Source organism: Pseudomonas sp. PSPC2-3 (assembly GCF_049898265.1).
GTDB lineage: Bacteria > Pseudomonadota > Gammaproteobacteria > Pseudomonadales > Pseudomonadaceae > Aquipseudomonas > Aquipseudomonas veronii.
Window position 1 is genome coordinate 1 of record NZ_JAFCXJ010000012.1, and the last position, 26,916, is coordinate 26,916.

Genomic DNA, 26,916 nt, shown 5'->3' on the forward strand with positions numbered 1-26,916 from the left:
CGTTCAATCTGCTCGAGCCGGCCGAGTTTGTAGCCGAGTTCGATTCGCACATCATTGAGGGAATCGCGTAACCGGCTCAGCCGACCTTGGGCGTCATAGTCGAGGAGGATGCGGTTGTCGTTGCGGTCCCCTAATTGGCTCAAGCGCAGGTGCGACGGGTTGCCGGGCGTTGGTTCGAACAGCCGATAGAGCCCGTCGACGCTTTCAATCAGCAACTGCCCGTCGGCATGGCGCCGCACGCTCAGGCCTTCGCCCGCGCTGAACACCGCGCCGCCCAAGGGGATCACGCCCATGTCGATCTGCCGGGCCTGCTCGTCGGTGTAGACCAGGCGCTCGCCGCCCTCAGGAAGCCCACCCATCTCGACGAAGACTTCGTAGATCACACTCCAACCGGCGCCGAACAGGCCATCGCGGCGTTCATCCCGGCTGCTGTAGTAGCGCTGCCACTCGATAGGCAACAGGCCTGGCAGGGCGAAGTCCAAGTCGTCTTCACCGTCGAGAACTTTCGCGCCCGTGGCGCTGTGTACCGGGTTGGGCGAACCCACGACCGCCGAGGTGATGGCATTGCTCACCTGACTGCTGCCCCACGACACCAGCCCGCCCACGACCATGCACGGCAACGTGCTGAAGAACTTCGCGCCACCGCCGCGCAACGTCAGCAGCGCCGTCACCGCCAGCCCGACACCGGGCGTCTTGCCGCTGCGAATCTCGCGAACCACCACGGGCGCTCCGCCGATGATCACATTCGGCGAAATCTGTACCGTCCCAACCTTGGCCTCGCAGGTGCTCCGATCACCACTGCGCACGGCGGGCTGGCCGTTGATAAATACGCGACTGGAACCCTCGGCCATGTATTGCTCTGGCATCGGCGCGTGTTTATGGCAGTCGACTTTATCGCCAGGACAAGGCGCAGCGCCCGCCACCGGAGAGGCCACCGTTGGGCGCCATAGCTGAGAGAAAAACCCTTCAGCGATATCCAGATAAGTAGGCTCACCCTCTGACGCTGCGATTACATCCGAGATCTTGCCAGCCGCCCGCGCCGCGGGTTTGCCGTTGATGAATACGTTGGGCGAACCGCTGCTGATGAAGGCGTCGATGACGGGAGGAAACAGGGCATTGGCGAAATACTCACATAATCGTGAGAGGCCTTTATCCGCGCCGGTTTTGCTCATGCCGACGCCGACCACCGCACCCACCACGGCGCCGAGTACAACGCAGCCGAGGCCGCCAGTCGCCACGGTGACACCCGCCGCCGCAACCACCGCCGCTGTCGCCAAGGCCGTCACGGCCACGCTGGCCGCAATTTCCAGGACGCCGCCTAACACGTCGGCCAGCATGGAACTGTGCAGAAGCGCATCGCCCTCGCGGGCAGCCCAAGGCGTGTCAGTCATGCGCAACGATCCGTGTTTGAAAAAGACCCGGATCAAATCACGCGGTGGTTGCCTTGCTCAGGTGAGACTTTCCGATGCGTTCGTAGGAATGCTCTTGGTGTTAATTGGCCAAACGCGCCACTTGTATGCCGAACACTTGCAAGCGGCGGGCGTGAACGCGTTGCTGTACTGCGGCCAAGGCCTGTCCCACGTCTGTTTGTGGGCGCAGAGCGAGGTGGAGGAGGGCGACCGGCTCTACAACGGCCTATTGGCTTACCTGGCTAGCGAACTGCTGACACAGGTCTAAGTGCTCAAGGACATGCTCATTGCACAATTCGGGTTTATAGTGCCAGACGGCAAAATAAAAGACGTCCCCCCAGGGATGAACCCGACCCCCTACGGAGCGCGCAATGCAGACTTGGTACCCGCAGATCAAACCCTACGCCCGGCACGATCTGGCCGTCGATGACACCCACACCCTGTATGTCGATGAAAGTGGCTCCCCCGAAGGCTTGCCCGTCGTATTCATCCATGGTGGCCCTGGTTCCGGTTGCGACGCCAACAGCCGCTGCTATTTCGATCCGAACCTGTACCACATCGTTACCTTTGACCAGCGGGGCTGCGGGCGTTCCTCTCCCCGCGCCAGCCTGGAAAACAACACCACCTGGGACCTGGTCGCCGACCTCGAGCGCATTCGCGAGCACCTGGGCATCGACAAATGGGTGTTGTTCGGCGGCTCCTGGGGTTCGACCCTGGCGCTGGCCTACGCGCAAACCCATCCCGAGCGCGTGCATGGCCTGATCGTGCGTGGGATTTTCCTGGCCCGGCCCCAGGACATCCGCTGGTTTTACCAGGAAGGCGCCAGCCGCCTGTTCCCGGATTACTGGCAGGATTACCTCGCACCGATCCCCCAGGACGAGCGCCACGACCTGCTCACCGCATACCACAAGCGCCTGACCGGCAACGACCAGATTGCCCAGATGCACGCCGCCAAGGCCTGGTCCACCTGGGAAGGGCGCATGTTGGGCCTGTGCCCGAACCCGCAGTTGATCGAGCGTTTCGCCGAGCCCCAGCGCGCGCTGTCGATTGCCCGCATCGAGTGCCACTACTTCACCAATAATTCCTTCCTGGAACCCGACCAACTGATTCGCGACATGCACAAGATCGCCCATCTGCCTGGCGTAATCATTCACGGCCGCTACGATATGATCTGTCCGCTGGATAACGCTTGGGAGCTGCATCAGGCCTGGCCGAACAGTGAACTGCAGGTGATCCGCGAGGCGGGCCATGCGGCGTCCGAGCCGGGCATCACCGATGCCTTGGTGCGCGCGACCGGCGAGATGGCGCGTCGTCTGCTGGACTTGCCGCCTGAAGAAGCATGAAGGGCCTGTTGCAACGGGTGCGCGGCGCCCGGGTCGAGGTCGCGGGCGAAATCGTGGGGGCGGTCGACCAGGGTTTGCTGGTGCTGGTGGCCGTCGAACCGGGGGATACTGTCGAGAGCGCCGACAAACTGCTGCACAAACTGCTTAACTATCGGGTGTTCAGCGACGACGATGGCAAGATGAACTTGTCGCTCAAGGATATCGACGGCGGTTTGCTGCTGGTGTCGCAATTCACCCTGGCGGCGGATACCAAAAGCGGGCTGCGGCCAAGTTTCTCTACCGCCGCGCCGCCGGCCCTGGGGGCGGCACTTTTTGCGCACTTGCTGTTACAAGCGCAACAATTGCATGGCAAGGTGGCGTCAGGGCGTTTTGGTGCGGATATGCAGGTTCATTTGGTCAATGATGGCCCTGTGACCTTCCTCTTACAGACATGAATGTATTAAAAACGACGTTAATGCCTAAAAACGCAGGGTTTCGCTACAAATACTTCGTTGTCCCTGATGCGTTGTCTCGCGGGCTACTAGATAATCGCGCGCTACGGGGATCAGCGTTGATTGGTCCATTTTTGACTTAGGTAGAGACTTGTCCGACAGCCTCAGGGGAATCATTTTGCCCCAGGGGAGTCGGAACAATGCTCGCCAACCTGGCATATAGATAGCTGGCCGTTGGTTTTTTGATCTGTTTTCGGCGAGGGTTGCTCGTGATTGTTAGTCCCTGTAATGCACCAAAATTGTCTGCCAAACGGTTACGAAACGCACTGGTGACGGGCTCCGCCCTGTTTTGCCTGTTCGGCGCGGGTCAACTGTGGGCATTCAGTCTGGATGATGTGTCGGCCAAGGCGAAAGAGCTGGCCGGGCAGAAATACGAAGCTCCGCGCAGCAATCTGCCGAACGAATTCCGCGAAATGAAGTTCGCTGACTACCAGAAGATTCGTTTCCGCAACGAAAAAGCCGAGTGGGCTGATCAGAACACCCCGTTCAAGCTGTCCTTCTATCACCAGGGTATGCACTTCGATACACCGGTGAAGATCAACGAAGTCACCGCCGACAGCGTCCAGGAAATCAAATACGACCCGACGCGCTTCGATTTCGGCGACGTCAAATTTGATCCCAAGGCCACTGAGCAGCTGGGTTATGCCGGTTTCCGCGTGCTGTTCCCGATCAACAAGGGCGACAAGCAAGACGAAATCATGACCATGCTCGGCGCCAGCTATTTCCGCGTCGTGGGCAAGGACCAAGTGTATGGCCTGTCCGCCCGTGGCATGGCGATCGATACCGCGCTGCCGTCCGGCGAAGAATTCCCGCGTTTCACCGAGTTCTGGATCGAGCGTCCGAAGCCGGGTGACAAGCATCTGGTGATCTTCGCCCTGCTCGATTCGCCGCGCGCCACCGGCGCCTATCGCCTGATCCTGCGCCCTGGCACCGACACCGTGGTCGACGTCAAGTCCCAGATGTTCCTGCGCGACAAGGTCAGCAAGCTGGGCGTTGCCCCGTTGACCTCGATGTTCCTGTTCGGCGCGAACCAGCCGTCCAAGGTCCTCAACTACCGTCGCGAGCTGCATGATTCCAGCGGTCTGTCGATCCATGCCGGCAATGGCGAGTGGATCTGGCGCCCGCTGAACAACCCTAAACACTTGTCGGTCAGCAACTTCACCGTGGAAAACCCACGTGGTTTCGGCCTGCTGCAACGCGGTCGCAACTTCAGCCACTACGAAGACCTGGACGACAACTACGACAAGCGCCCAAGCGCCTGGATCGAGCCTGAAGGCGACTGGGGCAAGGGTTCCGTCGACCTGGTAGAGATCCCGACCGCCGACGAAACCAACGACAACATCGTTGCCTTCTGGAGCCCGGAAAAACTGCCGGAAGTCGGCCAGCCGCTGGATGTTGCCTACCGCCTGCACTGGACCCTGGACGACGCCGCGTTCCATTCGCCGGACAGCGCCTGGGTCAAGCAGACCCTGCGTTCCACCGGCGACGTGAAACAGTCCAACCTGATCCGTCAGCCGGATGGCAGCGTCGCGTACCTGGTGGACTTCGAAGGCCCGGCCCTGAAGAAACTGCTGCCGGACGCCCCGGTGCGCAGCCAGGTGAGCGTGGGTGACAACGCCGAGCTGGTGGAAAACAGCGTGCGTTACAACGAGCACACCAAAGGCTGGCGCCTGACCCTGCGCATGAAAATCAAGGACGCAAGCAAGCCGACCGAAATGCGTGCGGCCCTGGTCCAGGACATCGTGCAGCCTGAGCCCGAGAAGGTCTCGACCCAAGTGCTCAAGGCTGACAAGGTTTTGGCCAAGCAGCACGAGAAACAAGCCAAGAAAGACGCCAAAGACAAGGAAGCCAAGCAGCCAGAAGCTGCCCCAGCCACACCGGAGCCGATCAAGACCGAGCAAGTCCTGACCGAAACCTGGAGCTATCAGTTGCCTGCCGATGAGTAATTCTCAAGTCCAGCCAGAGACTCTGTCCGAGTACCTGGCGCATCTGCCGATGACCGCAGAGCAGCGCGCCGAACTGGCGGGCTGCACATCCTTCAGCGAACTGCACGAACGTTTGTCGTCCAAGGCGTTCGATGCGCCGGTCGACGCCGCCCAGGCGTCGGTTGGCCGCCGGTTGACCCTCAGCACGGCCGAAGAGCTGGAGGACGCCGAAATGCTGGCGCTCGACGCCAGCGGCCGGGTGTGCCTCAAGGCGACGCCGCCGATTCGTCGGACCAAGGTGGTACCGGAGCCGTGGCGCACCAATATCCTGGTGCGCGGCTGGCGCCGGCTGACCGGCCGGACCAACCCGCCGAAGCCGCCGAAAGACGAGCGCGTGCTGCCGGCGGCGCGCTGGCGCACGGTTGGTTCGATCCGTCGCTATATCCTGCTGGTGTTGATGCTCGGCCAGACCATCGTGGCCGGCTGGTACATGAAAGGCATCATGCCGTACCAGGGCTGGTCGCTGGTCGACTTCGACGAGATCCGCAACCAGACCTTGCTGCAGACCGCGACCCAAGTGCTGCCATACGCCCTGCAAACCAGCATCCTGATTATGTTCGGGATCTTGTTCTGCTGGGTGTCGGCCGGTTTCTGGACCGCGTTGATGGGCTTCCTTGAGCTGCTGACCGGCCACGATAAGTACCGGATCTCCGGTAAAAGTGCCGGTCACGAGCCGATTCCGAAGAATGCGCGCACCGCGCTGGTGATGCCGATCTGCAACGAAGACGTGCCCCGCGTATTCGCTGGCCTGCGCGCGACGTTCGAGTCGGTCGCGGCGACCGGTGACCTGGACCGCTTCGACTTCTTCGTGCTCAGCGACAGTAACGACGCCGACATCTGCATCGCCGAACAGCAAGCCTGGCTCGACGTGTGCCGCGAAGCCGGTGGCTTCGGCAAGATCTTCTATCGCCGCCGTCGCCGTCGTGTCAAACGCAAGAGCGGCAACCTCGACGACTTCTGCCGTCGCTGGGGCGGTGACTACAAGTACATGGTCGTTCTCGACGCCGACAGCGTGATGAGCGGCGAATGCCTGACCAGCCTGGTGCGCCTGATGGAAGCCACGCCGGATGCCGGGATTATCCAGACCGCGCCACGGGCGTCGGGCATGGACACCCTGTATGCGCGCATGCAGCAGTTCGCCACCCGCGTGTACGGCCCGCTGTTCACCGCCGGCCTGCACTTCTGGCAGCTGGGTGAGTCCCACTATTGGGGTCACAACGCAATCATCCGCATGAAGCCGTTTATCGAGCACTGCGCCCTCGCGCCGTTGCCGGGTAAAGGCGCGTTCGCCGGTGCGATCCTCTCCCACGACTTCGTCGAAGCCGCGCTGATGCGCCGTGCCGGCTGGGGCGTGTGGATTGCCTACGACCTGCCGGGCAGCTACGAAGAACTGCCGCCGAACCTGCTGGACGAACTCAAGCGCGACCGTCGCTGGTGCCACGGCAACCTGATGAACTTCCGCCTGTTCCTGGTCAAGGGCATGCACCCGGTCCACCGTGCGGTGTTCCTCACCGGCGTGATGTCCTACCTGTCGGCCCCGTTGTGGTTCTTCTTCCTGGTGCTGTCGACGGCGTTGCTGGCGGTGAACACCTTGATGGAGCCGCAGTACTTCATGGCGCCGCGCCAGTTGTACCCGCTGTGGCCGCAATGGCATCCGGACAAGGCGGTGGCGCTGTTCTCCACCACCGTCGTGCTGCTGTTCCTGCCGAAGTTGCTGAGCGTCATCCTGATCTGGGCCAAGGGCGCGAAAGAGTTCGGTGGCAAGTTCAAGGTGACAATGTCGATGCTGCTGGAGATGCTGTTCTCCATGCTGCTGGCGCCGGTGCGGATGATCTTCCACACCCGCTTCGTCCTCGCCGCGTTCCTCGGCTGGGCCGCGACCTGGAATTCGCCGCAGCGTGACGACGACTCCACCCCCTGGGGTGAAGCGGTCAAGCGCCACGGTCCGCAAACCTTGCTCGGCTTCCTCTGGGCGCTGCTGGTGGTGTGGTTGAACCCGAGCTTCCTGTGGTGGCTGGTCCCGATCGTCGGTTCGTTGATGCTGTCGATCCCGGTGTCGGTGATTTCCAGCCGGGTCAAGCTGGGCCTCAAGTCCCGTGACGAGAGCCTGTTCCTGATCCCTGAGGAATACAATCCGCCGCAGGCGCTGCTGTCGACCGAGAAGTACACCCACGAAAACCGCTGGCACGCCCTCAATGATGGGTTCGTGCGTTCGGTAGTCGACCCGCAGCAGAACGCCCTGGCCTGCGCCCTGGCGACCTCGCGTCACCGTGAGGCGGAGCCGATCGAGTACCTGCGTGGCGAGCGCGTGCGCTATGCGTTGAAAGTCGGCCCGACCGGCCTCAACAACGCCGAACGCCTGGCCCTGCTCAGTGACCCGGTGGCCCTGGCCCGCCTGCACGAGCAGGTCTGGAGCGAAGGGCATGCCGAGTGGCTGGGCGCCTGGCGTCAGTCCTTCAAGTCCGACCCGCACGCGCCATTGCTGCCGTTGCAACCGTTGTCGTCCCAGGCTCAACCGGCCTGATTCAGACGCCCCCGAGGGTTCTCCTCGGGGGCGCTTGAAGCGCTGGTCCTACAGCGTTTCCCGTCTCTTCCTTTGAGCTCTAACTCCTTGTTATTTCGAAACAAAAGTCCCTGGTTCAAGGCGTATTGCCGTGCCTGTGTCTGAGTTAGCATCGCCCCCCGAAATTTGACTCGAGCACAGGGGGATTCATGATCAAAAGGTATTGTTCGGCATTGCTGATGGGCGCTGTCGCATTGATTCACGGTGCTCTGGTGCAGGCCGGCGCGCTGGACGACGCCGTTCGGCGTGGCGTGCTGAAAGTCGGCACCACGCCCACCTACGTGCCGTTCGAGATGACCGATAAACAGGGGCGTATCGTCGGTTTTGAAGTCGACTTGCTGCACGCGATGAGCCGCGCCCTGGGGGTCGAGCTTGAACTGGTGGCGGTGCCGTACACCGAGTTGCTGTCGGGGCTGATGGCGAGGAAATTCGATCTGATCGGCAGCGGCATGACCGTCACGCAGGAGCGCAACCTCAAGCTGAATTTCAGCGACTCGTTTATCGTGGTCGGCCAAACGGTGTTGCTGCACCCGCGCCTGGCCGGCAAGGTCGCCAGCATTGAAGACCTGGACGAGGCCGGCTACCGCATCGCCACCACCGAAGGCACTACCGCGCAGGCGGCGGCGCAGCGGTTTCTGGGGGCGGCTCGGCTCAGCAGTTTCGCCACGCCGGAGGAAGGGGTGCGCCAGGTGGTGAGCGGTGTAGCCGATGCGTTTATTCATGATGCGCCTTATAACCTGATCGCCATGACCCGGCCGGAAAACCAGGCATTGCTGGCGCTGGAGCAACCCTTCACCTACGAGCCCCTGGCGTTCGGCCTGAAAAAAGGCGATTACGACAGCCTGAACTGGATCAACCATTTCCTCAACCAAGTGGCCCAGGACGGCACCTACGATCGGCTGTACGACAAGTGGTTCAAGGACACCGACTGGATGGCCGAGGTCGACTGAAAGTCATACCTACTTACACATCAATCAATTGCCCTCGCCCGACAATGAAGTGTCTACGTCTGCGCTTTGCCGCAGTGCTGTAGGGCTATTCCGACATACCTCGACAACTATTACCGGTGAAACCTTTGTACCGGGCAGCGAGTGGGTTAGGATCGCACCCCGAAATGGTGCAGCCCTTTTTGCGCGCCGACTTCATAAGAATCGTTCAGGGGACTTGATGATGAAAAAGTATCTTTCGATGCTGCTGCTCGGCGTCACCGCGCTGGTCGCGGCCAATGTGGCTCAGGCCGGGGCCATCGATGATGCGGTCAAGCGCGGCACGCTGAAGGTCGGCATGGACCCGACCTACATGCCATTCGAAATGACCGACAAGCGTGGTGAAATCATCGGCTTCGAAGTCGACATCCTCAAGGCCATGGCCAAGTCCATGGGCGTCAAGCTGGAGCTGGTGTCCACCGGCTACGACGGCATCATCCCGGCCTTCCTCACCGGCAAGTTCGACATGATCGGCAGCGGCATGACCCTGACCCAGGAACGCAACCTGCGCCTGAACTTCAGCGAACCGTTCATCGTGGTTGGTCAGACCCTGCTGATCCGCAAGGACCTGGAAGGCACCATCAAGTCCTACAAAGACCTGAACGACGAGAAATATCGCCTGACCTCCAAGCTCGGCACCACCGGCGAGATGGTCGCCAAGAAGCTGATCTCCAAGGCCAAATACCACGGCTACGACAACGAACAGGAAGGCGTGCTGGACGTGGTCAACGGCAAGGCCGATGCCTTTGTGTATGACGCACCGTACAACGTCGTCGCCGAGAAGAAAGTCGGTAATGGCAAGCTGGTGTTCCTCGAAGAACCCTTCACCTTTGAACCGCTGGCCTTCGGTCTGAAGAAAGGCGATTACGACAGCATCAACTTCATCAACAACTTCCTGCACCAGATCAAGAACGACGGCACCTACGATCGCATCCATGACAAGTGGTTCAAGAGCTCCGAGTGGCTCAAGGACATGGAATAACGCCGGCTCCTATGGCTCCTGCTTTCTGTAGGAGCGAGCTTGCTCGCGAAGGCCGTCAACGATAACGCTGGCTTGCTGAATAAACGCGGTGTCTTTGAGTTTTTCGCGAGCAAGCTCGCTCCTACAAAATGCCTTGACTGAATGGCATTAGGGCAAGCCCGCCCGCCACAAAGGTGGGGGCTTACCCGACCCTTTTGGATGTTGAGTAATGAAACAGAAAAAAGCCCAATGGCCCTGGCACCTGCTGACCGTGGTCGTGCTCGTCGGCCTGGCGGGCGCCTTGTACTACGCCACGTCGCTGATGTCCTACGAATGGCGCTGGAACCGCGTACCGCAATATTTCGCCTATCAGGCCGAAACATCGCAGCGCGCGGCGGATATCTCCACCGTTGTCGAGCTGGTGCGCAAAGGCGATGTGGCCGAAGTCACCCTGCGCAACGACGCGGGCACGGAGCAAAAGCTCAGCGTGGCCGACAACAGCCTGAAAGTGGCGCGCGGCGATGACGTGGCGGAAGGCGATGTAGTGGGCGTGACCCGGCAGTGGGCGCTGGGCCCGTTGATGTGGGGCTTGTGGACCACCTTGTGGCTGTCCTTCGTGTCCGGCGTGCTGGGCTTGGCGATTGGCCTGGCGACGGGCCTGTGCCGGCTGTCCAGCAACCCGACCTTGCGCGATCTGTCGACGATCTACGTCGAACTGGTGCGCGGCACGCCGCTGTTGGTGCAGATCTTCATCTTCTATTTCTTTATCGGCACGGTGCTCAACCTGTCCCGGGAGTTTGCCGGGATCGCCGCGCTGTCGCTGTTCACCGGGGCCTATGTGGCGGAAATCGTCCGCGCTGGTGTGCAGTCGATCACCCGTGGCCAGAACGAAGCCGCGCGCTCGTTGGGCTTGAGTGCCAGCCAGTCGATGCGCCATGTGGTGCTGCCGCAGGCGTTCAAGCGCGTGCTGCCGCCCCTGGCCGGGCAATTTATCAGCCTGGTGAAAGACACTTCGCTGGTGTCGGTGATCGCGATCACCGAGTTGCTCAAGAGCGGCCGCGAAGTCATCACCACTTCGTTTTCGCCGTTTGAAATCCTGTTCTGCGTGGCAGGCCTGTACCTGTTGATCAACCTGCCGCTGTCGAAAATGGCCAGCCGGCTTGAGCGGAGGCTCGCGCAAAGTGATTGAAGTCCGCGATCTGGTAAAAGTCTTCGACACCCGTGGCCATGTGGTGCGCGCGGTGGACCACGTCACCACCCAGGTCGCCAAGGGCGAAGTGCTGGTGGTGATCGGCCCGTCCGGCTCCGGCAAGTCGACCTTCCTGCGCTGCCTCAACGGCCTGGAAGAGTTCGATTCGGGGTCGGTGAGCATCGACGGCCTGCAACTGGCCGATCCGAAAACCGACGTGAACGCCTACCGCCGCGAAGTCGGCATGGTGTTCCAGCACTTCAACCTGTTCCCCCACATGACCGTGCTGGAGAACCTGTGCCTGGCGCAGAAAGTCGTGCGCAAGCGCGGCAAAAAAGAGCGTGAAGCCAAGGCCCTGGCGTTGCTGGAAAAGGTCGGCATCGCGCAAAAGGCCAACGAGTTTCCCTCGCGTCTGTCCGGCGGCCAGCAGCAGCGGGTGGCGATAGCCCGCGCGCTGGCGATGGAGCCCAAGGTGATGCTGTTTGACGAGCCCACCTCGGCCCTCGACCCGGAAATGGTCGGCGAAGTGCTCGACGTCATGAAAACCCTGGCCCTGGAAGGCATGACCATGGTCTGCGTCACCCACGAAATGGGCTTCGCCCGTGAAGTGGCGGACCGGGTGTTGTTCTTCGATCACGGCAAGCTGCTCGAAGACGCGTCCCCGGCCGAGTTCTTCGATGCGCCGAAAGACCCGCGAGCCCAGGCCTTCCTGCGCCAGGTGCTATGAGCCTCAGAGCCTGAACTTGCCGACCAGTGTCTGCAAATCCAGGCTCAACTGGCTTAACTGAGCGCTCGCCGCCGCCGTTTCTTCACTGGCCGCGGCGGTTTGCTCGGACACATCGCGCACCTTCAACACACTGCGATTGATCTCCTCGGCCACCGCGCTTTGTTCCTCGGCGGCGGCGGCAATCTGCGGGTTCATTTCCTGGATGACCGACACCGTGCGCGCAATGGCCGCCAGGGCGTCGCCGGCGTCGCGGGTCAGGCTGACGCTGTTGTCCGTGAGGCTGCGACTGCTGTCCATGATGTCCGCCACCTGCTGGGTGCCGGTATGCAGACGCAAGATCAGTCCTTCAATTTCCTCGGCCGATTCCTGCGTGCGTAGGGCCAGGCTGCGCACTTCATCGGCGACCACCGCGAAACCTTCCCCGGCACTGCCCGCGCGCGCCGCTTCGATGGCGGCGTTCAAGGCCAGCAGGTTGGTCTGCTGGGAGACTGACTTGATCACGTCGAGCACGCTGCCGATCTGTTGGCTCTCCTGCTGCAACGCCAGCATCGCCCGGCTGGACAGCGCCATTTCACTGGCCAGGTGGCCGATCTGCTCCACCGCCTGCGCAACCACTTTGTCGCCGAGGTGGGTCTGTTGGTCGGCTTCGCTCGCCGCGATCGACGCTTGCTCGGCATGTCGGGCGACCTCCTGGGCGGTGGCGAGCATTTCATTCATGGCCGTGGCCACCTGGTCGGTTTCGTCCTTTTGGTTGTTGACCCCGGCGCGGGTTTGCTCGGTGACGGTGGATAGCTGCGTAGCCGCGCTGGCGATTTGCCGGGCGCTGTCGCCGATGCCGCTGATCAGGCCGCGCAGGTTGCGGATCATCTGCGCCATGCTCTGCTGCAACTGGCCCAGTTCGTCGCGGCGCTCCACGGCGGGGTTTTCGCTTAAGTCGCCCGCGGCAATGCGGTTGGCGACGGCCAAGGCCTCGCGCAACGGCACGGCGATTTGCCGGGCGATCCACCAGGCCGCCAAGGCCCCCAGCAGCAGTGCGGCAAGGGTGACGCTGATCAGCAGGGTTCGGGTGTGCTGCGCTTCCCGGTCGCGTTTGAACACCTGGCCCTGGCTGACCAGATCGCTTTGCGCCAGCAACTGATTGAGTTGTTGTTCAAAGCGGTTTTGCACGGTCTCGGTGTCGAGTTGTGCCTGCTTGAGCGTGGTCAGCAGCGCACGGTATTGCGCGAGGTCGGTTTTGAGCAGGGTGGCGTCCACGGGCAGGCTGGTGACGGCGACTTGAGCGACGTCCAGGGCGTCGAGGGCCTTGCCCACCGCTTCGGCATAGGCCTGCAACGACTCGGCGGCCCAGGCGGGGCTGCGCGCGCGATCTTCGGCCTGTTCCATGGCCTGGCGCAGATCTTCGATGGCGTCGAGCGCCTGCTGGTCTTGCTGGTCAGGCAGTTCGCTGGACAGTTGCGCGAGGGTGTCGCTGGCTTGCAGGGCGGCTTTTTGCAGCGGTGGCCGGGCGTTTTCCCGCTGTTCGATCAACGGCGGCAATTCCACCAGCACCGCTTTGAAGGCGGCCACCAGGCGTTCAGCTTCCTCGAGACGTTGCAGGTCGGTCGGGTCTTTCATGTGTTTTGACAGGTAGTCGAGGTGCTGGTCGATTTTTTCGATCTGCCGCGTCATTTTGCCCAGGCTGGCCGTGTCGGTGAGCGTTCGGTACACGATGCGGTCGGCGCGCATGGCCTCCGCGTCGGCGGCCAGTTGGCCCAGCACCGTCAGGTTGCTGGAGCGGAACAGTGCGGCATTCAAGGCCTGCCAGCCTGTCATGGCGATGATGAAACTGAGGACCAGCACCTGGCCAAAACCCAGGGCGAGTTTGAGTCGGACGCTGGCGTTGACCAGCAAGCGGGTCAGCCGAGGAAACATGATGAACCTCCAAATCTGAAAAAGCGCTGCGCAACAAGGCAAACGCTAAAACGATTTGGGGTGAGGGCGGGCTGATAAGCGTGTAGGAAATTTCACAAGATGCTGAAGTGCGGCGACCCGGATGGGTCGCCGCCCAGCCCGGTCAGATGCGGAAACGTCCGACCAGGGTTTGCAGGTAGATGCCCAGGCGCGCCAGTTCGGCGCTGGAAGCGGCGGTCTCTTCACTGGCCGAGGACGTCTGTTCTGACACATCGCGCACGTTCAGCACGCTGCGGTTGATCTCTTCGGCCACGGCGCTTTGTTGCTCGGCGGCGGTGGCGATCTGCGAGTTCATCGCCTGGATCGTCGATACGGTACGGGTGATGTTCGCCAGGGCGCTGCCGGCGCGGCGCGTCAATTCGACGCTGCTGTCGGTCAGCCCACGGCTGTTGTCCATGATGGTCGCCACTTGCTGGGTGCCCGTTTGCAAGCCGACGATCAGCTCTTCGATCTCTTCCGTGGATTTTTGCGTGCGCTGGGCCAGGCTGCGCACTTCATCGGCCACCACCGCGAAGCCGCGCCCGGCTTCACCGGCACGCGCTGCTTCAATCGCGGCGTTCAGCGCGAGCAGGTTGGTTTGCTGGGCCACCGACTTGATCACGTCGAGCACGCTGCCGATCTTGTCGCTTTCGCGCTTGAGATGGCCCATGGCCTCGGTGGAGTTGCCGACTTCGGTGGCCAGGCGTTCGATCTGGGCGATGGCTTCACCGACCACCTTGTCGCCTTCGCGGGCCTGCTGGTCCGCTGCCACGGCGGCTTCGGACGCTTCCTCGGCGTTGCGCGCAACTTCCTGCACGGTCGCGGCCATTTCATTCATGGCCGTAGCGACTTGGTCGGTCTCGATTTTCTGATTGTTGACCCCAGCGCTGGTCTGCTCGGTGACCGACGACAATTGCTCGGCGGCGCTGGCGATCTGGGTGACGCCGTCGCTGATGCCGCCGATCAATTCGCGCAGGCCTACGGTCATGCTTTGCATGGCACGTTGCAGTTGGCCCAGTTCGTCCTGGCGCGTGGACGTCAGGTCGTGGCTCAGGTCGCCGGAGGCAACGCGCTCGGCCACCTTGAGGGTCTGATTCAGCGGGATGACGATCTGACGCGTGATCGCCCAGGCGGCCACCAGGCCAAAGATCAATGCCAGCACGGTGGCCAGCAGGAGCAGGTACTTGGCCTGGGCGGCATCGGTGTCGCGCACCGCGGTCTGGGAAATCGTCAGTTTATCGCTGCGGTTCAGCAGGATATCGCCTTGCTCGCTCATGGTTTTGAGTGCGACGGCGGTGGCCACCTGGGAGTCGCGGAACTGGCTGACGGCGGCGCGATAGGCTTGCAGCGAGACACTGGCCTGCTGCAGGTTGGCCTGGTATTGCTCCTGCAATGAGCCTTGCAGTTCAGTGATCTTCTTCAGCGCGTTGTCGATGGCGTCGAGCGCGGGTTGCTCAGCCTCGACCTTGCCGCTGTAGGTGTAACCGCGGACCTGGAAGCGCGCTTGCTGGATCAGCTTGCTCAGGTCGACCACGCTATTGAACTGGGTGACGCTGTCGCCTTGCAGCAGGGACTTCTCGACTTCAGTCACCTTGAGCACCGCATTGTCGGCGGTATTGCCCAGCTTGCTGCGCGCATCCTCACGGTTGGCCCCGGCTTGCGCCATATCGCTGAATGCGCGTTTGTATTGGTCCACGGCGGCCAATTGTTCATCGACCAGCGCGATGTCGGCGGGTTGTTCGATCAGCGTGCGGGCGGTCTTCATGCCGCTGTCCAGGCGGTTCAGCAGCTCGCTGACGGCCGCCGTGCCTTGTTCGCCACGGCGCATTTCATAGTCCAGGCGAGCGATACGCAGGTCTTTGGTCAAGACACTCAGGCTGGAGATATACCCCAGTTTGTCGCCGCGGCTGGTCACATCGCCCAGGCCGGTCCAGCCGGTGAAGGTGATCAACAAGGTAAGGAGCAACACCAGGCCAAAGCCCACGCCCAGCTTGTGGTTGACGCTGACATTCCCCAGCTTTTCGGCTAACCAACGATACATGCTGCGAACTCCCGTGGAACAAGACTTGGACTTATTCGAAGGTTATCGGCAGCGCAGCAGGAATCTGTAGGGATGGGTGGCTAGAACAGCCGGGCGAGTAGGGCGGTGACGGCGGTTTCCACGCGCAGGATGCGCGCACCCAGTTGCACCGGTTGCAAACCGGCCTTGCTCAGCAGGTCGACCTCGTAGGGTATCCAGCCGCCTTCCGGGCCGATGGCCAGGGTTACCGGCTCGTCCAGACCGCGCGGGCACGGCGGGTAATCGCCGGGATGGCCGATCAGGCCGAGGGTGCCTGCGGTCATGGCGGGCAGGCGGTCTTCGACGAAGGGCTTGAAGCGTTTTTCGATGACGATTTCCGGTAGCACTGTGTCGCGCGCCTGTTCCAGGCCGAGGATCAATTGCTCGCGAATCGCCTCGGGCTCCAGGAAGGGGGTTTGCCAGAAGCTCTTTTCCACGCGGTAGCTGTTGACCAGCACCACCTTCGGCACGCCCATGGCGGCGACGGTCTGCAGCACGCGGCGCAGCATTTTCGGGCGTGGCAGGGCCAGCAGCAGGGTCAGCGGCAGTTTGGCCGGCGGCGGCAGGTCGAAGGCCACTTGCAGCTCGGCTTCGTGGGCTTCCAGGCGCAGCACCTGGGCATTGCCCATCAGCCCGCCGATACGCCCGACCCGCAGGTTGTCGCCCACCGTCGCGCGGTGGACGTCCTGCATATGCACCAGGCGCCGGTCACGCAGGACCACCCGGTCGGCCGCGATAAAGTCGGCCTCTTCAAGCAGCAACAGGTTCACGGCTGGGTCGCTGGCGGCTGGTCGTTGTCGTCGGCGGCTTGGTCGTCGGGGTGTTCGCCACGCTTGGTGATCAGGCTGCTGAACAGGATGCCGATCTCGAACAGCATCCACATCGGCACGGCCAGCAGGGTCTGGGAGAAAATGTCCGGCGGGGTCAGGATCATGCCGACCACGAAGCAGCCGATGACCACGTAGGGACGGATCTTCTTCAGGTACTGCACGTTGACCACGCCGATCCACACCAGCAACACCACGGCCACCGGAATTTCGAAGGCCACGCCGAAGGCGAAGAACAGCGTCATCACGAAGTCGAGGTAGCTGGTGATGTCGGTCATCATCTCCACGCCGGCTGGGGTGGCGGCGGCGAAGAACTTGAAGATCAGCGGGAACACCAGGAAGTAAGCGAACGCCATGCCGGTGTAGAACAGCAGGATGCTCGACACCAGCAGCGGCACCGCGATGCGCTTCTCATGCTTGTACAGGCCGGGGGCGATGAAGCCCCAGATCTGGTGCAGGATCACCGGGATCGCCAGGAACAGCGAGACCATCATGGTCAGCTTCAACGGCGTCAGGAACGGCGACGACACGTCGGTGGCGATCATCGTCGCGCCGGCCGGCAGGTAATGGCGCAGTGGCGTGGAGACGAAGGTGTAGATCTGCTGGGTAAAGGCGAACAGCCCGGCAAAGATCACGAAGATCGCCGCCACGCAACGCAGCAGGCGGGTACGCAGCTCGGTGAGGTGCGAGACCAGTGGCATGTGCTGGTCGTTTTCCGGTTTATCAGCGCTCATGGGGCTCGCGGCGGCAATGTAGGGTCATGGGGAGCGGGCGGCGCGGTTGGCGTCGGCGCTGGCTCGGTTGGAGCGGTCGGGGTAGCGGGCGCTGCTTCAACAACGGGCGTGGGCGCAATGCTGTGTTCGGCCACCGGTGTCACCGGCTTGGCCTGCTCCTGCACCGGCGTCAGAATATTGCGCGCCTCCTGCTCCAACGACAGGATGTGTTCGTTGTGCAGTTGGCGGCGGATTTCGTCGGCGCCGATTTCCCGTTCAACTTCCTGTTTGATGGCGTTGAAACTGCGTTTCAGACGCCCGATCCACAAACCGGCCGTGCGCGCGGCACCGGGCAGGCGTTCCGGCCCGAGTACCAGCAAGGCCACGAGGCCGACGAGCAGCAGTTCAGAGAAGCTGATACCAAACATTAGTCAGTGCTCACGAGTCTTTGCGGATCGGCTCTTCGACTTTTTCAGCCTGCACGTCGAAGGTGCGACGCTCGGTGATCGGCTGGGTCGCCTGCGGGTGGACCGGTTGGGCCGGCGGCACCGGGTTGGCGGCGGGTTCGGCGGGTTTTTCGTCGTCGTTCATGGCCTTGCGAAAGCCCTTGATCGACTCGCCCACGTCGGTGCCGAGGTTTTTCAGTTTCTTGGTGCCAAATACCAGAACGACCACCACCAAGATGACGATCCAATGTTTCCAGTCAAAAATGCCCATGCTGCAATTCCTCTGTAAAAGTTATTCAGGCGGACGGGCGCGAGGCCTTTTCGGCATGCCCGGACAAGCCGAAGCGACGGTCCAGTTCATCCAGCACGGCCTGCGGATGCTGCCCCAGTTGGGCGAGCATGACCAGGCTGTGGAACCATAGGTCGGCGGTTTCGTAGATCACATCGCTGCAGTCGCCGCTGATCTCGGCATCCTTGGCGGCGATGATGGTCTCGACGGATTCTTCGCCGAGTTTTTCCAGGATCTTGTTCAGGCCCTTGTGGTACAGGCTGGCGACGTAGGAGCTTTCGGCATCCGCGCCTTTGCGCTCTTCCAGCACCTGGGCCACACGGTTCAGGGTATCGCTCATGTTCAGTGTCCTGCCGAGTAAATGGCGTGCGGGTCTTTGAGTACCGGCTCCACAACCTTCCACTCGCCGTTCTCGAACACGCGATAGAAGCAGCTGTGGCGGCCGGTGTGGCAGGCGATGCCGCCGATCTGCTCGACCTTGAGGATCACCACGTCGGCGTCGCAGTCCAGGCGTATCTCGTGCAGGGTTTGCACGTGCCCGGACTCTTCGCCCTTGCGCCACAGTTTGCCACGCGAACGTGACCAGTAAATGGCGCGCTGCTCAGCGGCGGTGAGGCTCAGGGCCTCGCGGTTCATCCAGGCCATCATCAGCACGCGCCCGGTCTTGTAGTCCTGGGCAATGGCCGGCACCAGGCCGTCACTGTCCCACTTGATCTCATCCAGCCAGTCTTTCATCTTCGGCTCCGGCAATTTGCGACAGTGTATAACCGGATTGGCTACCGACGCACGATCAGATAAACACCCACGGCGACCATGATGCCGGCCGGCCAGTGGCCCAGTTGATTCAGCGGCCCGCCGATGGCCAGCATCACCCCGCCGACCAGATGCGCGGCGCCCAGCAGGCGCAGGAACCAGTCGTCCTTGCGCGTGTGCCACGGCGGCGTCGGGTCTTTGGCGTGGGGCTGGGACATGCGTTCCAGCAGGTCGCGGGTCATGTTGGCCAGGTGCGGCAGTTGCTCCACCTGGCTCTGCAGGTTGCCCAGCAGGGTTTTCGGGCTGACCCGCTCGCGCATCCAGCGTTCGAGGAACGGCTGGGCGGTGTTCCACAGGTCGAGGTCGGGGTACAGCTGGCGGCCCAGGCCTTCAATGTTCAGCAGGGTTTTCTGCAGCAGCACCAACTGCGGCTGCACTTCCATATTGAAGCGCCGCGCGGTCTGGAACAGGCGCATCAGCACCTGGCCGAAGGAAATGTCTTTCAGCGGCTTTTCGAAAATCGGCTCGCACACGGTGCGGATCGCCGCTTCGAATTCGTTGAGCTTGGTTTCCGCCGGCACCCAACCCGAATCGATGTGCAACTGCGCCACGCGGCGGTAATCGCGCTTGAAGAAGGCGAACAGGTTGCGCGCCAGGTAGTCCTGGTCTTCCGGGGTCAGGCTGCCGACGATGCCGCAGTCGATCGCAATGTACTGCGGGCTCCACGGGTTGAGGGTGCTGACGAAGATATTGCCGGGGTGCATGTCGGCATGGAAGAAACTGTCGCGGAACACCTGGGTGAAGAAGATCTCCACGCCGCGCTCGGCGAGCATCTTCATGTTGGTGCGCTGGTCGGCCAGGGTCGCGAGGTCGGTGACCTGCACGCCGTAGATGCGCTCCATCACCAACACTTTAGGGCGGCACCAGTCCCAATACACTTGCGGCACATACAGCAGCGGTGAGCCTTCAAAGTTGCGCTTGAGCTGGCTGGCGTTGGCCGCTTCGCGCAGCAGGTCGAGTTCGTCGTAGATGGTTTTTTCGTAGTCGGCGACCACGTCCACCGGGTGCAACAGGCGCGCGTCGGCGGAGAAGCGTTCGGCGGCGCGGGCGAGAATGAACAGCCACGCCAGGTCTTGGCCGATGATCGGTTTGAGGCCCGGGCGAATCACCTTCACCACCACTTCTTCGCCGGTCTTGAGCTGCGCCGCATGCACTTGCGCCACCGAGGCCGAGGCCAGGGGCTCGACGTCGAAACGGCTGAACACGTCGCTGATCTTCTGGCCCAACTGCTCTTCGATCAGCTTCATCGACTGCTGCGAATCGAACGGCGGCACGCGGTCCTGCAGCAGCATCAGTTCGTCGGCGATGTCTTCGGGCAGCAGGTCGCGACGGGTCGAGAGGATCTGCCCGAACTTGATAAAGATCGGCCCCAGATCCTGCAAGGCCAGGCGCAGGCGCGCGCCACGGCTCAGGTCCAGCGGCTTGCGCGGGAACCAGCGCCACGGCAGCACATAGCGCACGGCAAGCAGGAACCACGGCAACGGCAGGGCGAACAGCAGGTCATCGAGGCGGTAGCGGATTACGACGCGCTGGATACGGAACAAACGGCGGACGGCGAGCAGCTTCATGCGTTATCGCTTGGATCAAGGGAACGGCTCAGGCGCTCGAAGCGGGCCTCAAGGCGTTCCAGGTCGATTTTGGCCTTGTCGAGTTCACGAAAGCGCGCTTGCGCTTCCCGTTGTCCGACCAGGGTGCGCGATTCTTCGCTCAGGTATTCGGCGAGGTTCTGGTTGAGGCTGGCGAACCCCTGCTGGTACCAGCGCGTGCGACTGCGCAGGTGGCCGCTGATCAACTGGGTGGGCACGGGGCCGATCCAGCGCGACAGTTCGTATTCCCAGTCCAGTTCCAGGTCCTGCAGCACGGCGGCCAGGTCCATCAGCACCGCGCTGTCGCCTTCCAGCGCCACTTCGGGGCCGTGGAGGATGGCGGTCTTGTTGCGGCTCAGCGCCAGGTGCAACAGGCTCGAGGCCGGCGCACGCAGGGTGCAGTCGGCCTCGGCGGCCCAATGGGTCGCGAGCAACAGGCCTTCGTCGCTGGGCAGGATAAACAGCTGCAAGGCGGGGCTCGTGCAGTCGACGGCGATGATCTTGCCGTTCAAGTGCGCCAGCCGCGCCAGGGCGGTGCTGTCCAGGCGCAGCACGCGGTTGACGCCGTGTTCGACGCTGGCGAGCAGGCCTTGGAACAGCATCAGGGCTTGATGCCGCGGTGCAGGGCGACGATGCCCGAGGTCATGTTGTGGTAGGTCACGCGGTCGAAACCGGCGTCCACCATCATCGACTTCAGGGTTTCCTGGTCGGGGTGCATGCGGATCGATTCGGCCAGGTAGCGATAGCTCTCGGCGTCGTTGGTGATCAGCTTGCCCATCAACGGCATGAAGGCGAACGAGTAGGTGTCGTAGACCTTGGACATCAGCGCGTTGGTCGGCTTGGAGAACTCCAGCACCAACAGCCGGCCGCCGGGCTTGAGCACGCGCAGCATCGAGCGGATCGCGTCTTCCTTGTGGGTCACGTTGCGCAGGCCGAAGGCGATGGTCACGCAGTCGAAATGGTTGTCGGGGAACGGCAGCTTTTCCGCATCGGCCTGGACGAATTCGATATTGCCGGCCACGCCTTTGTCGAGCAGGCGATCGCGGCCGACCTTGAGCATCGAGCCGTTGATATCCGCCAGCACCACCTGGCCGGTCGGGCCGACCAGCTTGGAGAACTTGGCCGCCAGGTCGCCCGTGCCGCCAGCGATGTCCAGCACGCGGTTGCCGGTACGCACGCCCGACAGTTCGATGGTGAAGCGCTTCCACAGGCGGTGCATGCCGCCGGACAGCACGTCGTTCATCAGGTCGTACTTGGCCGCAACGGAGTGGAACACTTCAGCGACTTTCTGCGCTTTCTGGCTTTCCGGGACGTTCTTGAAGCCGAAGTGAGTGGTGGGTTCGGCATCGCTGCCTTTGCGCTGATCAGTCATATCGCTGTCACCAAAAGAGAATGCGGGACATGATAATCCCCAAGGCCTGCTTTGTCTTGGCAAGGCTGAAGGTAAGATAGGTGCTCACCGAGACCTTTTGCCGCATGGCAGGTGTTCAAGTCGTTATAAAGAGGAGTCGTTGCAATGGCCCGTATCACTGTTGAACGTGCACACACCCTGGGTAAAGAAGGCGCACGGGCGAAGGCCGAGAAGCTGGCACAGAAACTCCAGGATCAATATGGCCTGGAGCCTTCGTGGTCTGGCGATACGTTGAACCTCAAGCGTTCGGGGGTTAAAGGCACGGTGCAGGTTGCCGCTGATCTGTTGCGTATCGATGTGGAACTGGGCCTGCTGATGTCGGCCATGAGTGGCACCATCAAGACTGAAATCGAGAAAGCCCTGGATAAAGCCTTGGCCTGATCCGACTGTTGTTAGGGTGCCGATTCTAATTTTTCTGCCTACTTTGTGCCCAAGCCCTCAACTTCTGCGGGCCGTTCCTCCACCCTTTTTGCGTGAGGTGCACCATGGCCAAAGTTACCCTGAAGAAAAAAATCGACGCCCCGAGCCACGCCCTGGACGAGGTTAAAACCTATGCCCGCAAGATCTGGCTGGCAGGCCTGGGTGCCTATGCCAGGGTCGGAAACGAGGGCGGCGCGTACTTCAAAGAGCTGGTAAAGACTGGGCAACATGTTGAAAGTAAAGGTAAAAAAGTTGCCGTTGAACAACTTGATGCTGCCAACAGTCAGATTGACCAAGTAAAGAGTAATCTCTCCAGCGTCAAAGGCCGGGTTGAAGTTCAACTGGATAAAGTTGAAAAAGCTTTTGACACTCGTGTTGCAAGTGCCTTGAATCGAATCGGCATTGCGTCTAAACATGACGTGGAGACACTCTCTGCTAAGCTCGAAGAGCTGACGGCATTGCTCGAACGTGTCGCGCGTAAACACTAAGGAGACATCGGGATGGCTGTTAAAAAGACTACTCAGAAAGAAGGCAGCTCGTGGGTCGGGAAAGTTGAAGAATATTCCCGCAAGATCTGGCTGGCTGGTTTAGGCGTTTACTCGAAGATCGACAGTGACGGCAGCAAACTCTTCGAGACGTTGGTTAAAGACGGCGAGAAGGCCGAGAAGTTGACCAAAAGCACCGTGGGTAAAAAAGTCGATGCGGCCAAGGCCAGCGCCGGTTCCGCCAAGTCGAGCATTTCCGAGACTTGGAACAAGTTGGAAGAAACTTTCGACAAGCGCCTTAACAGTGCGATTTCGCGACTGGGCGTACCCAGCCGTGCTGAAGTGAAAGCACTGCACAGCAAGGTCGAGACCCTGACCAAGCAAATCGAAAAACTCACCGGTGCCAAAGTCACCCCGGTGAAGGCTGCTGCGTCCAAGCCTGCCGCTAAAACCGCTGCCGCCAAACCGGCTGCGAAAACGGCCGCCAAGCCACTGGTCAAAGCCGCCGCCAAGCCGGCTGCCAAACCTGCGGCCAAAGCGCCAGCCAAAGCCGTGGCTAAACCTGCGGCCAAGCCAGCGGCGAAAGTTGCAGCGGCCAAACCTGCGGCCAAGCCAGCCGCTAAACCAGTGGCCGCTAAAGCCGCTGCCAAGCCTGCTGCCAAACCCGCCGCTAAAGCGGTCGCCGCCAAACCTGCTGCGGCCAAACCTGCCGCCGCGAAGAAGCCGGTCGCCGCGAAAAAGCCCGCAGCAGCGAAGCCGGCCGTGGCCGCCAAGCCTGCGCCTGCGGCACTCGCCGCTTCCAGCGCCAACTCGGCAGCCGCGCCGACCGCTGCGCCTGCACCGACTGCCGCATCGGTAACCCCGACGCCATCCAGTCAGTCCTGATCTTTTCGGGGCACCTGAAAAAGCGCCCGGCCTGTGAAGGTCGGGCGTTTTTATGATCGGTCAGTCCATTCGATTGCCGCACGGTTCTCGCGCAGTGCCTGTAAGGCACACGTTTAACCCGGATCGTCCATATAGCGCAGCGCCAGGCGCTCCGTGGTTTCCCGCGCCGCTGGCAACAGGTGCGGCGCGACCAGCATCATGATCTGGTAGACCACCACCTGCACCTCGCCTTCACGGTCGAGAATGCGTTGGTAGTCCAGGGAAAACAGCAGGGTCATGGTGATCTGCTCCACCAATTGGCCCAGCGCCTGGGTGCTGCTGACCAACTGCCCCGCCGCCTGCAGCCGTGCGAGTAATGACGCCAGGGTGCGCTTGAGCGCCGTGAGCAGGTGGCGAATGCCCCTTGCCAGTTTCGGCAGGCGCCCCGCCAGGTTCGACAGGTCCTGGAACAGGAACCGGTAATGGGCCATGCGCTCGACGATCAGGTGCAGGAACAGCCAGTAATCCTGGGCCTCCAGTTGCGCGCCTGGCGGTGGGTCGAGCAGGGGCGCCAGCTCACTCTGGAAACGCTCGAACAGCCCGAGCACCAGCGGTTCCTTGCCATGGAAGTGGTAGTAGAGATTGCCGGGGCTGATCCCCATTTCATTGGCCACCTCCATGGTCGACACGTTCGGTTCGCCCTTGTGGTTGAACAGCAGCAGGGCACATTCAAGGATACGGTCGCGGGTTTTCATCCGGTCTTCTTAAATAGGATCGTTGAGCTCAGCGGACCCGCACGTAAGTGCCTGGCGCTGCTTCCATCGGTGGGTAATTCTGGTTGCCCAGGGCGGTGAGGGTTTCGCGTTGTACGCCCGAGCGCGCTTGAATCCACGCCAGCCACTCTGGCCACCAACTGCCTTCGACGTGGCTGGCGTCGTAGTACCAGGCGCGTGGGTCGCTGCTCAGCTTGAGGTTCTCGACGTAGTTGGCCTTGGGGTTGCCCGGCGGGTTGAGGATGCTCTGGATATGCCCGCTGTTGGACAGCACGAAGCGCCGCTCGCCGCCCAGCAACTGCGTGGAGCGGTACACCGCGTCCCATGGCGTGATGTGGTCGTTGATCCCGGCCACGCTGAAGCTGTCCACCGTGACCTTCTGCAAGTCGATGGGCGTGCCGCACACCTCCAGGCCACCGGGACGGCTCAGCGGGTTGTGTTTGAAGAAGTCCAGCAGGTCGCCATGCAGGGCGGCGGGCAGGCGCGTGTTGTCGTTGTTCCAGTACAGGATGTCGAAGGCCGGCGGTTCCTTGCCCAGCAGGTAGTTGTTGATCCAGTAGTTCCAGATCAGGTCGTTGGGGCGCATCCAGGCAAATACCTTGGCCATGTCGCGACCGTCCAGCACGCCTTGCTGGTAGGAGCGGCGCTTGGCGGCTTCCAGGGTTTGCTCGTCGGCGAACAGGGTGGCGGGGCTGTCGATCTGGCTGTCGAGCAGGCTCACCAGATAGCTGGCGCTGGCGACGCGGCGCAACTGGCGCTTGGCTTGCAGGTGGCCTTGCAGCGCGGCGATGGTCAGGCCGCCGGCGCAGGCGCCCATCAGGTTGACCTCGCGGGCGCCGGTGATTGCGCGGCAGACGTTGAGTGCTTCCTCCAGCGCGGCCACGTAGGTGGACAGGCCCCATTCGCGGTGGCGCACATCCGGGTTGCGCCAGCTGACGATGAAGGTCTGCAGGCTGTTTTTCAGGGCGTACTGCACGAAGCTGTTGGCCGGGCTCAGGTCGAAGATGTAGTACTTGTTGATTTGCGGCGGCACGATCAACAGGGGCTTGGCGTACTGCTTTTCGCTCATGGGCTTGTACTGGATCAGCTCCAGCAGCTCATTGCGAAACACCACCGAGCCTGGCGTGGTGGCGACGGTCTTGCCCACTTCAAAGGCGTGCTTGCTGACCTGGCGCGGCAGGCCGTTGTTGTGCAGCATGTCTTCGAACAGGTTGCTCACGCCGCGCACCACGCTGTTACCGCCGGAGTTGAGCAGTTCCTTGATGGCCAGCGGGTTGAGCAAGGTGTTGGAGGGCGATACCGCATCGTTGATCAGGGTGAACGCGAAGTGCGCGCGGGCGCGGTCATCGGCGCTCAGGGTGCTGTCATCGATCCAGCTGCGGGTTTGCTTCTGCCAGCTCAGGTACGCCTGCAGGCTGCGTCGGTACAGCGGGTTGAGGGCCCAGGTCGGGTCGATGAAGCGGCTGTCGTGGGGGTTGGGTTCATGCACGGTTTCGCCCAGCAGCACGCGCCCCAGTTGACCGCCCAGGGCCAGGGCATGACGAGCGGTATGCACCGGGTTGCGCAAGCCGTGGGCGGCGACGCTGCGCAGGGTCGACAGCAAGTCCCGGCCGCGCAGGCCGGTGATCGCATTTTGCGCATTGATGAACGCGGCAGGGGTGGGCGCCGGGTTCGTCACGGGTCGTTCTCGCATGAGCCAACACTCCTTCGTCAAGTCATCAACAGGCACGCCAATTCAGAACCATAGTCGGTTCTCGGCAAGTTGCGCGGCGGTGTGGTCCTTACACCGCCGGACGGGGATGAATCACCGCGCGCAGGCGCTCCTCCTCGAGAAATTTCATGATGATCGGCGCCACGGCTTCGGCGCGAGTGATCAGGAACAGGTGGCCATCATCGATGATGTGCAGCTGTGCGTTGGGAATGCGCCAGGCGAGCATCCGCATGTTGATCAGTGGGATCAGCGGGTCGTCGTCCCCGGCCAGCACCAGGGTCGGCTGACGGATCTTGTGCAGCCAGTGGATGCTGGTCCAGCCCAGCCCGGCGAACAGTTGCCAGTAGTAACCCAGCTTGCCGGCCGAGCGCACTTTGCTCGCGTGTTCGGCGGCCAGGTTCGAATCGCGGCGGAACGAACCGCCATAAATCATCGGTGCAATACGCACCACGTGAGACGGCTGGATATAGCGCCGCGGGCTCGCCATCAGCCACAGCACTTTCGGCTTGCCCGGCACCATCACCGCACCGGCGGCGGTCGCGGCGAGAATCAGCTTCTTGCAGCGCTCCGGGTAGTCGTAGGCAAACTGCTGCGCCAACGCGCCGCCCCAGGACACGCCCACCGCATTCACCTGGCCGTAGTCCAGGTAATCGAGCATGCGCGCGGTGAGCTTGGCCAGGCCGGGAAAGCGATACGGCCGCTTGGGTGTCGACGAGCCGCCCACGCCCGGCACATCGAAGGCGATCACTTCCAGGTCCGGGTCCAGGGCCTGGACGAACGGAAACACCAGCTCGAGGTTGGCGCCGATGCCGTTGAAGATCAGCAGTGGCGTCAAGTGCGACTTGCCCGGGCGTACCGCCGTGCGGATGGTCTGGCCATCCAGGTCGATGGTGCGGAAAATGAACGGTTGCGGCATGCTCAAGCCCTGTGAAGTAT

General features: G+C 62.1%; 26 protein-coding genes and 2 pseudogenes. 12 read left to right on the top strand and 16 right to left on the bottom strand.

Features of this window, described 5'->3' with window-relative positions; all coding sequences use genetic code 11:
- Positions 1-1,391: DUF6531 domain-containing protein (locus tag ACP7E3_RS25845; RefSeq protein WP_426124829.1), on the bottom strand; the 1,391-nt coding region annotated here is incomplete at its 3' end.
- Between the two features lie 97 nt (positions 1,392-1,488).
- On the opposite strand from ACP7E3_RS25845, the gene ACP7E3_RS25850 reads away from it, so the two are divergent.
- The 9 genes and pseudogenes from ACP7E3_RS25850 to ACP7E3_RS25890 all read left to right on the top strand — a co-directional run bounded on the left by ACP7E3_RS25850 (position 1,489) and on the right by ACP7E3_RS25890 (position 11,654).
- Positions 1,489-1,677: a hypothetical protein gene (locus ACP7E3_RS25850; RefSeq protein WP_426124831.1), complete on the top strand. Its 189-nt coding sequence runs from the start codon at positions 1,489-1,491 to the stop codon at positions 1,675-1,677.
- A 103-nt stretch (positions 1,678-1,780) separates the two neighbouring features.
- Positions 1,781-2,752 (top strand): prolyl aminopeptidase, encoded by a 972-nt coding sequence (pip, locus tag ACP7E3_RS25855; RefSeq protein ID WP_017849899.1) that lies wholly within the window; start codon positions 1,781-1,783, stop codon positions 2,750-2,752.
- Positions 2,749-3,186, top strand: a complete 438-nt coding sequence (dtd, locus tag ACP7E3_RS25860; RefSeq protein ID WP_017849898.1) for a D-aminoacyl-tRNA deacylase — start codon at positions 2,749-2,751, stop codon at positions 3,184-3,186. The genes pip and dtd overlap by 4 nt, the downstream gene beginning before the upstream one ends.
- A 323-nt stretch (positions 3,187-3,509) precedes the next feature.
- Positions 3,510-5,189: a glucan biosynthesis protein G gene (locus ACP7E3_RS25865; protein WP_186354518.1), complete on the top strand. Its 1,680-nt coding sequence runs from the start codon at positions 3,510-3,512 to the stop codon at positions 5,187-5,189.
- Positions 5,182-7,790, top strand: a pseudogene (gene mdoH / locus ACP7E3_RS25870) (glucans biosynthesis glucosyltransferase MdoH). Before ACP7E3_RS25865 ends, mdoH begins: the two are co-directional and overlap by 8 nt.
- 150 nt (positions 7,791-7,940) lie before the next feature.
- Positions 7,941-8,741 carry a transporter substrate-binding domain-containing protein gene (locus ACP7E3_RS25875; protein WP_046384983.1) on the top strand — a complete coding sequence of 267 codons (801 nt, stop codon included), beginning with the start codon at positions 7,941-7,943 and terminating at the stop codon, positions 8,739-8,741.
- Positions 8,742-8,961: 220 nt separating this feature from the next.
- Complete coding sequence (locus ACP7E3_RS25880; protein ID WP_046384982.1) at positions 8,962-9,759, top strand: transporter substrate-binding domain-containing protein; 798 nt, start codon at positions 8,962-8,964, stop codon at positions 9,757-9,759.
- A gap of 208 nt (positions 9,760-9,967) precedes the next feature.
- Positions 9,968-10,927 (top strand): amino acid ABC transporter permease, encoded by a 960-nt coding sequence (locus tag ACP7E3_RS25885; RefSeq protein ID WP_017849893.1) that lies wholly within the window; start codon positions 9,968-9,970, stop codon positions 10,925-10,927.
- Positions 10,920-11,654: an amino acid ABC transporter ATP-binding protein gene (locus ACP7E3_RS25890; RefSeq protein ID WP_017849892.1), complete on the top strand. Its 735-nt coding sequence runs from the start codon at positions 10,920-10,922 to the stop codon at positions 11,652-11,654. Before ACP7E3_RS25885 ends, ACP7E3_RS25890 begins: the two co-directional genes overlap by 8 nt.
- A gap of 3 nt (positions 11,655-11,657) precedes the next feature.
- Here the strand turns inward: ACP7E3_RS25890 and ACP7E3_RS25895 are convergent, their stop codons facing one another.
- The 12 genes and pseudogenes from ACP7E3_RS25895 to ubiE all read right to left on the bottom strand — a co-directional run bounded on the left by ACP7E3_RS25895 (position 11,658) and on the right by ubiE (position 21,688).
- On the bottom strand, positions 11,658-13,565 hold the full coding sequence (locus ACP7E3_RS25895; RefSeq protein ID WP_426124836.1) for a methyl-accepting chemotaxis protein: 1,908 nt from the start codon (positions 13,563-13,565) through the stop codon (positions 11,658-11,660).
- A 142-nt stretch (positions 13,566-13,707) separates the two neighbouring features.
- Complete coding sequence (locus tag ACP7E3_RS25900; RefSeq protein ID WP_371928175.1) at positions 13,708-14,580, bottom strand: methyl-accepting chemotaxis protein; 873 nt, start codon at positions 14,578-14,580, stop codon at positions 13,708-13,710.
- Positions 14,566-15,624, bottom strand: a pseudogene (locus tag ACP7E3_RS25905) (methyl-accepting chemotaxis protein); the annotation flags it as partial. The pseudogene ACP7E3_RS25905 and the gene ACP7E3_RS25900, both read right to left, overlap by 15 nt.
- Before the next feature lie 80 nt (positions 15,625-15,704).
- Positions 15,705-16,412 (bottom strand): 16S rRNA (uracil(1498)-N(3))-methyltransferase, encoded by a 708-nt coding sequence (locus tag ACP7E3_RS25910; RefSeq protein ID WP_057003627.1) that lies wholly within the window; start codon positions 16,410-16,412, stop codon positions 15,705-15,707.
- Positions 16,409-17,203: a twin-arginine translocase subunit TatC gene (gene tatC / locus ACP7E3_RS25915; RefSeq protein ID WP_017849888.1), complete on the bottom strand. Its 795-nt coding sequence runs from the start codon at positions 17,201-17,203 to the stop codon at positions 16,409-16,411. Before tatC ends, ACP7E3_RS25910 begins: the two co-directional genes overlap by 4 nt.
- A complete protein-coding gene (gene tatB, locus ACP7E3_RS25920) occupies positions 17,200-17,610 on the bottom strand; it encodes a Sec-independent protein translocase protein TatB (protein WP_017849887.1) in 411 nt (136 codons plus the stop codon). The genes tatC and tatB overlap by 4 nt, the downstream gene beginning before the upstream one ends.
- A gap of 10 nt (positions 17,611-17,620) precedes the next feature.
- Positions 17,621-17,899: a twin-arginine translocase TatA/TatE family subunit gene (locus ACP7E3_RS25925; RefSeq protein ID WP_017849886.1), complete on the bottom strand. Its 279-nt coding sequence runs from the start codon at positions 17,897-17,899 to the stop codon at positions 17,621-17,623.
- A 25-nt stretch (positions 17,900-17,924) separates the two neighbouring features.
- Positions 17,925-18,257: a phosphoribosyl-ATP diphosphatase gene (locus ACP7E3_RS25930; RefSeq protein WP_017849885.1), complete on the bottom strand. Its 333-nt coding sequence runs from the start codon at positions 18,255-18,257 to the stop codon at positions 17,925-17,927.
- 2 nt (positions 18,258-18,259) lie between these two features.
- Positions 18,260-18,652, bottom strand: coding sequence for a phosphoribosyl-AMP cyclohydrolase (gene hisI / locus ACP7E3_RS25935; protein ID WP_017849884.1), 393 nt, complete (start codon positions 18,650-18,652; stop codon positions 18,260-18,262).
- Between the two features lie 41 nt (positions 18,653-18,693).
- A complete protein-coding gene (ubiB, locus tag ACP7E3_RS25940; RefSeq protein ID WP_046384977.1) occupies positions 18,694-20,298 on the bottom strand; it encodes a ubiquinone biosynthesis regulatory protein kinase UbiB in 1,605 nt (534 codons plus the stop codon).
- On the bottom strand, positions 20,295-20,918 hold the full coding sequence (locus ACP7E3_RS25945) for a ubiquinone biosynthesis accessory factor UbiJ (protein ID WP_017849882.1): 624 nt from the start codon (positions 20,916-20,918) through the stop codon (positions 20,295-20,297). Before ACP7E3_RS25945 ends, ubiB begins: the two co-directional genes overlap by 4 nt.
- Positions 20,918-21,688 (bottom strand): bifunctional demethylmenaquinone methyltransferase/2-methoxy-6-polyprenyl-1,4-benzoquinol methylase UbiE, encoded by a 771-nt coding sequence (gene ubiE, locus ACP7E3_RS25950; protein ID WP_017849881.1) that lies wholly within the window; start codon positions 21,686-21,688, stop codon positions 20,918-20,920. The genes ACP7E3_RS25945 and ubiE overlap by 1 nt, the downstream gene beginning before the upstream one ends.
- 144 nt (positions 21,689-21,832) lie before the next feature.
- On the opposite strand from ubiE, the gene ACP7E3_RS25955 reads away from it, so the two are divergent.
- From ACP7E3_RS25955 to ACP7E3_RS25965, 3 genes are all read left to right on the top strand, one after another.
- Entirely contained in the window at positions 21,833-22,108 is a 276-nt protein-coding gene (locus ACP7E3_RS25955) for a polyhydroxyalkanoic acid system family protein (protein ID WP_017849879.1), read from the top strand.
- 104 nt (positions 22,109-22,212) lie between these two features.
- Positions 22,213-22,635, top strand: coding sequence for a phasin family protein (locus ACP7E3_RS25960; RefSeq protein WP_046384976.1), 423 nt, complete (start codon positions 22,213-22,215; stop codon positions 22,633-22,635).
- A 12-nt stretch (positions 22,636-22,647) separates the two neighbouring features.
- Entirely contained in the window at positions 22,648-23,517 is an 870-nt protein-coding gene (locus ACP7E3_RS25965) for a phasin family protein (RefSeq protein ID WP_057003629.1), read from the top strand.
- 113 nt (positions 23,518-23,630) lie between these two features.
- Here ACP7E3_RS25965 and ACP7E3_RS25970 read toward each other — a convergent pair whose 3' ends face one another.
- The 3 genes from ACP7E3_RS25970 to phaZ all read right to left on the bottom strand — a co-directional run bounded on the left by ACP7E3_RS25970 (position 23,631) and on the right by phaZ (position 26,896).
- The gene (locus ACP7E3_RS25970; RefSeq protein ID WP_017849876.1) at positions 23,631-24,251 is read right to left on the bottom strand and encodes a TetR/AcrR family transcriptional regulator; all 621 of its coding nucleotides are present in this window, start codon (positions 24,249-24,251) and stop codon (positions 23,631-23,633) included.
- Positions 24,252-24,279: 28 nt separating this feature from the next.
- Positions 24,280-25,962 (bottom strand): class II poly(R)-hydroxyalkanoic acid synthase, encoded by a 1,683-nt coding sequence (phaC, locus tag ACP7E3_RS25975; protein ID WP_079442680.1) that lies wholly within the window; start codon positions 25,960-25,962, stop codon positions 24,280-24,282.
- 88 nt (positions 25,963-26,050) lie between these two features.
- Positions 26,051-26,896, bottom strand: a complete 846-nt coding sequence (phaZ, locus tag ACP7E3_RS25980; RefSeq protein WP_017849874.1) for a poly(3-hydroxyalkanoate) depolymerase — start codon at positions 26,894-26,896, stop codon at positions 26,051-26,053.
- Positions 26,897-26,916: the final 20 nt, after the last annotated feature.

Bases quoted from the DNA above. Each gene is read 5' to 3' on its own strand.
- ACP7E3_RS25875 (WP_046384983.1), top strand. From the start codon at position 7,941: ATGATCAAAAGGTATTGTTCGGCATTGCTGATGGGCGCTGTCGCATTG.
- hisI (WP_017849884.1), bottom strand. From the start codon at position 18,652: ATGAAAGACTGGCTGGATGAGATCAAGTGGGACAGTGACGGCCTGGTG.
- ACP7E3_RS25970 (WP_017849876.1), bottom strand. From the start codon at position 24,251: ATGAAAACCCGCGACCGTATCCTTGAATGTGCCCTGCTGCTGTTCAAC.
- pip (WP_017849899.1), top strand. From the start codon at position 1,781: ATGCAGACTTGGTACCCGCAGATCAAACCCTACGCCCGGCACGATCTG.
- phaC (WP_079442680.1), bottom strand. From the start codon at position 25,962: ATGCGAGAACGACCCGTGACGAACCCGGCGCCCACCCCTGCCGCGTTC.
- ACP7E3_RS25960 (WP_046384976.1), top strand. From the start codon at position 22,213: ATGGCCAAAGTTACCCTGAAGAAAAAAATCGACGCCCCGAGCCACGCC.
- tatC (WP_017849888.1), bottom strand. From the start codon at position 17,203: ATGAGCGCTGATAAACCGGAAAACGACCAGCACATGCCACTGGTCTCG.
- phaZ (WP_017849874.1), bottom strand. From the start codon at position 26,896: ATGCCGCAACCGTTCATTTTCCGCACCATCGACCTGGATGGCCAGACC.
- ACP7E3_RS25955 (WP_017849879.1), top strand. From the start codon at position 21,833: ATGGCCCGTATCACTGTTGAACGTGCACACACCCTGGGTAAAGAAGGC.
- ubiE (WP_017849881.1), bottom strand. From the start codon at position 21,688: ATGACTGATCAGCGCAAAGGCAGCGATGCCGAACCCACCACTCACTTC.
- ACP7E3_RS25945 (WP_017849882.1), bottom strand. From the start codon at position 20,918: ATGCTGTTCCAAGGCCTGCTCGCCAGCGTCGAACACGGCGTCAACCGC.
- tatB (WP_017849887.1), bottom strand. From the start codon at position 17,610: ATGTTTGGTATCAGCTTCTCTGAACTGCTGCTCGTCGGCCTCGTGGCC.
- ACP7E3_RS25965 (WP_057003629.1), top strand. From the start codon at position 22,648: ATGGCTGTTAAAAAGACTACTCAGAAAGAAGGCAGCTCGTGGGTCGGG.
- ACP7E3_RS25880 (WP_046384982.1), top strand. From the start codon at position 8,962: ATGAAAAAGTATCTTTCGATGCTGCTGCTCGGCGTCACCGCGCTGGTC.
- ACP7E3_RS25885 (WP_017849893.1), top strand. From the start codon at position 9,968: ATGAAACAGAAAAAAGCCCAATGGCCCTGGCACCTGCTGACCGTGGTC.
- ACP7E3_RS25895 (WP_426124836.1), bottom strand. From the start codon at position 13,565: ATGTTTCCTCGGCTGACCCGCTTGCTGGTCAACGCCAGCGTCCGACTC.
- ubiB (WP_046384977.1), bottom strand. From the start codon at position 20,298: ATGAAGCTGCTCGCCGTCCGCCGTTTGTTCCGTATCCAGCGCGTCGTA.
- ACP7E3_RS25900 (WP_371928175.1), bottom strand. From the start codon at position 14,580: ATGCAAAGCATGACCGTAGGCCTGCGCGAATTGATCGGCGGCATCAGC.
- ACP7E3_RS25930 (WP_017849885.1), bottom strand. From the start codon at position 18,257: ATGAGCGATACCCTGAACCGTGTGGCCCAGGTGCTGGAAGAGCGCAAA.
- dtd (WP_017849898.1), top strand. From the start codon at position 2,749: ATGAAGGGCCTGTTGCAACGGGTGCGCGGCGCCCGGGTCGAGGTCGCG.
- ACP7E3_RS25925 (WP_017849886.1), bottom strand. From the start codon at position 17,899: ATGGGCATTTTTGACTGGAAACATTGGATCGTCATCTTGGTGGTGGTC.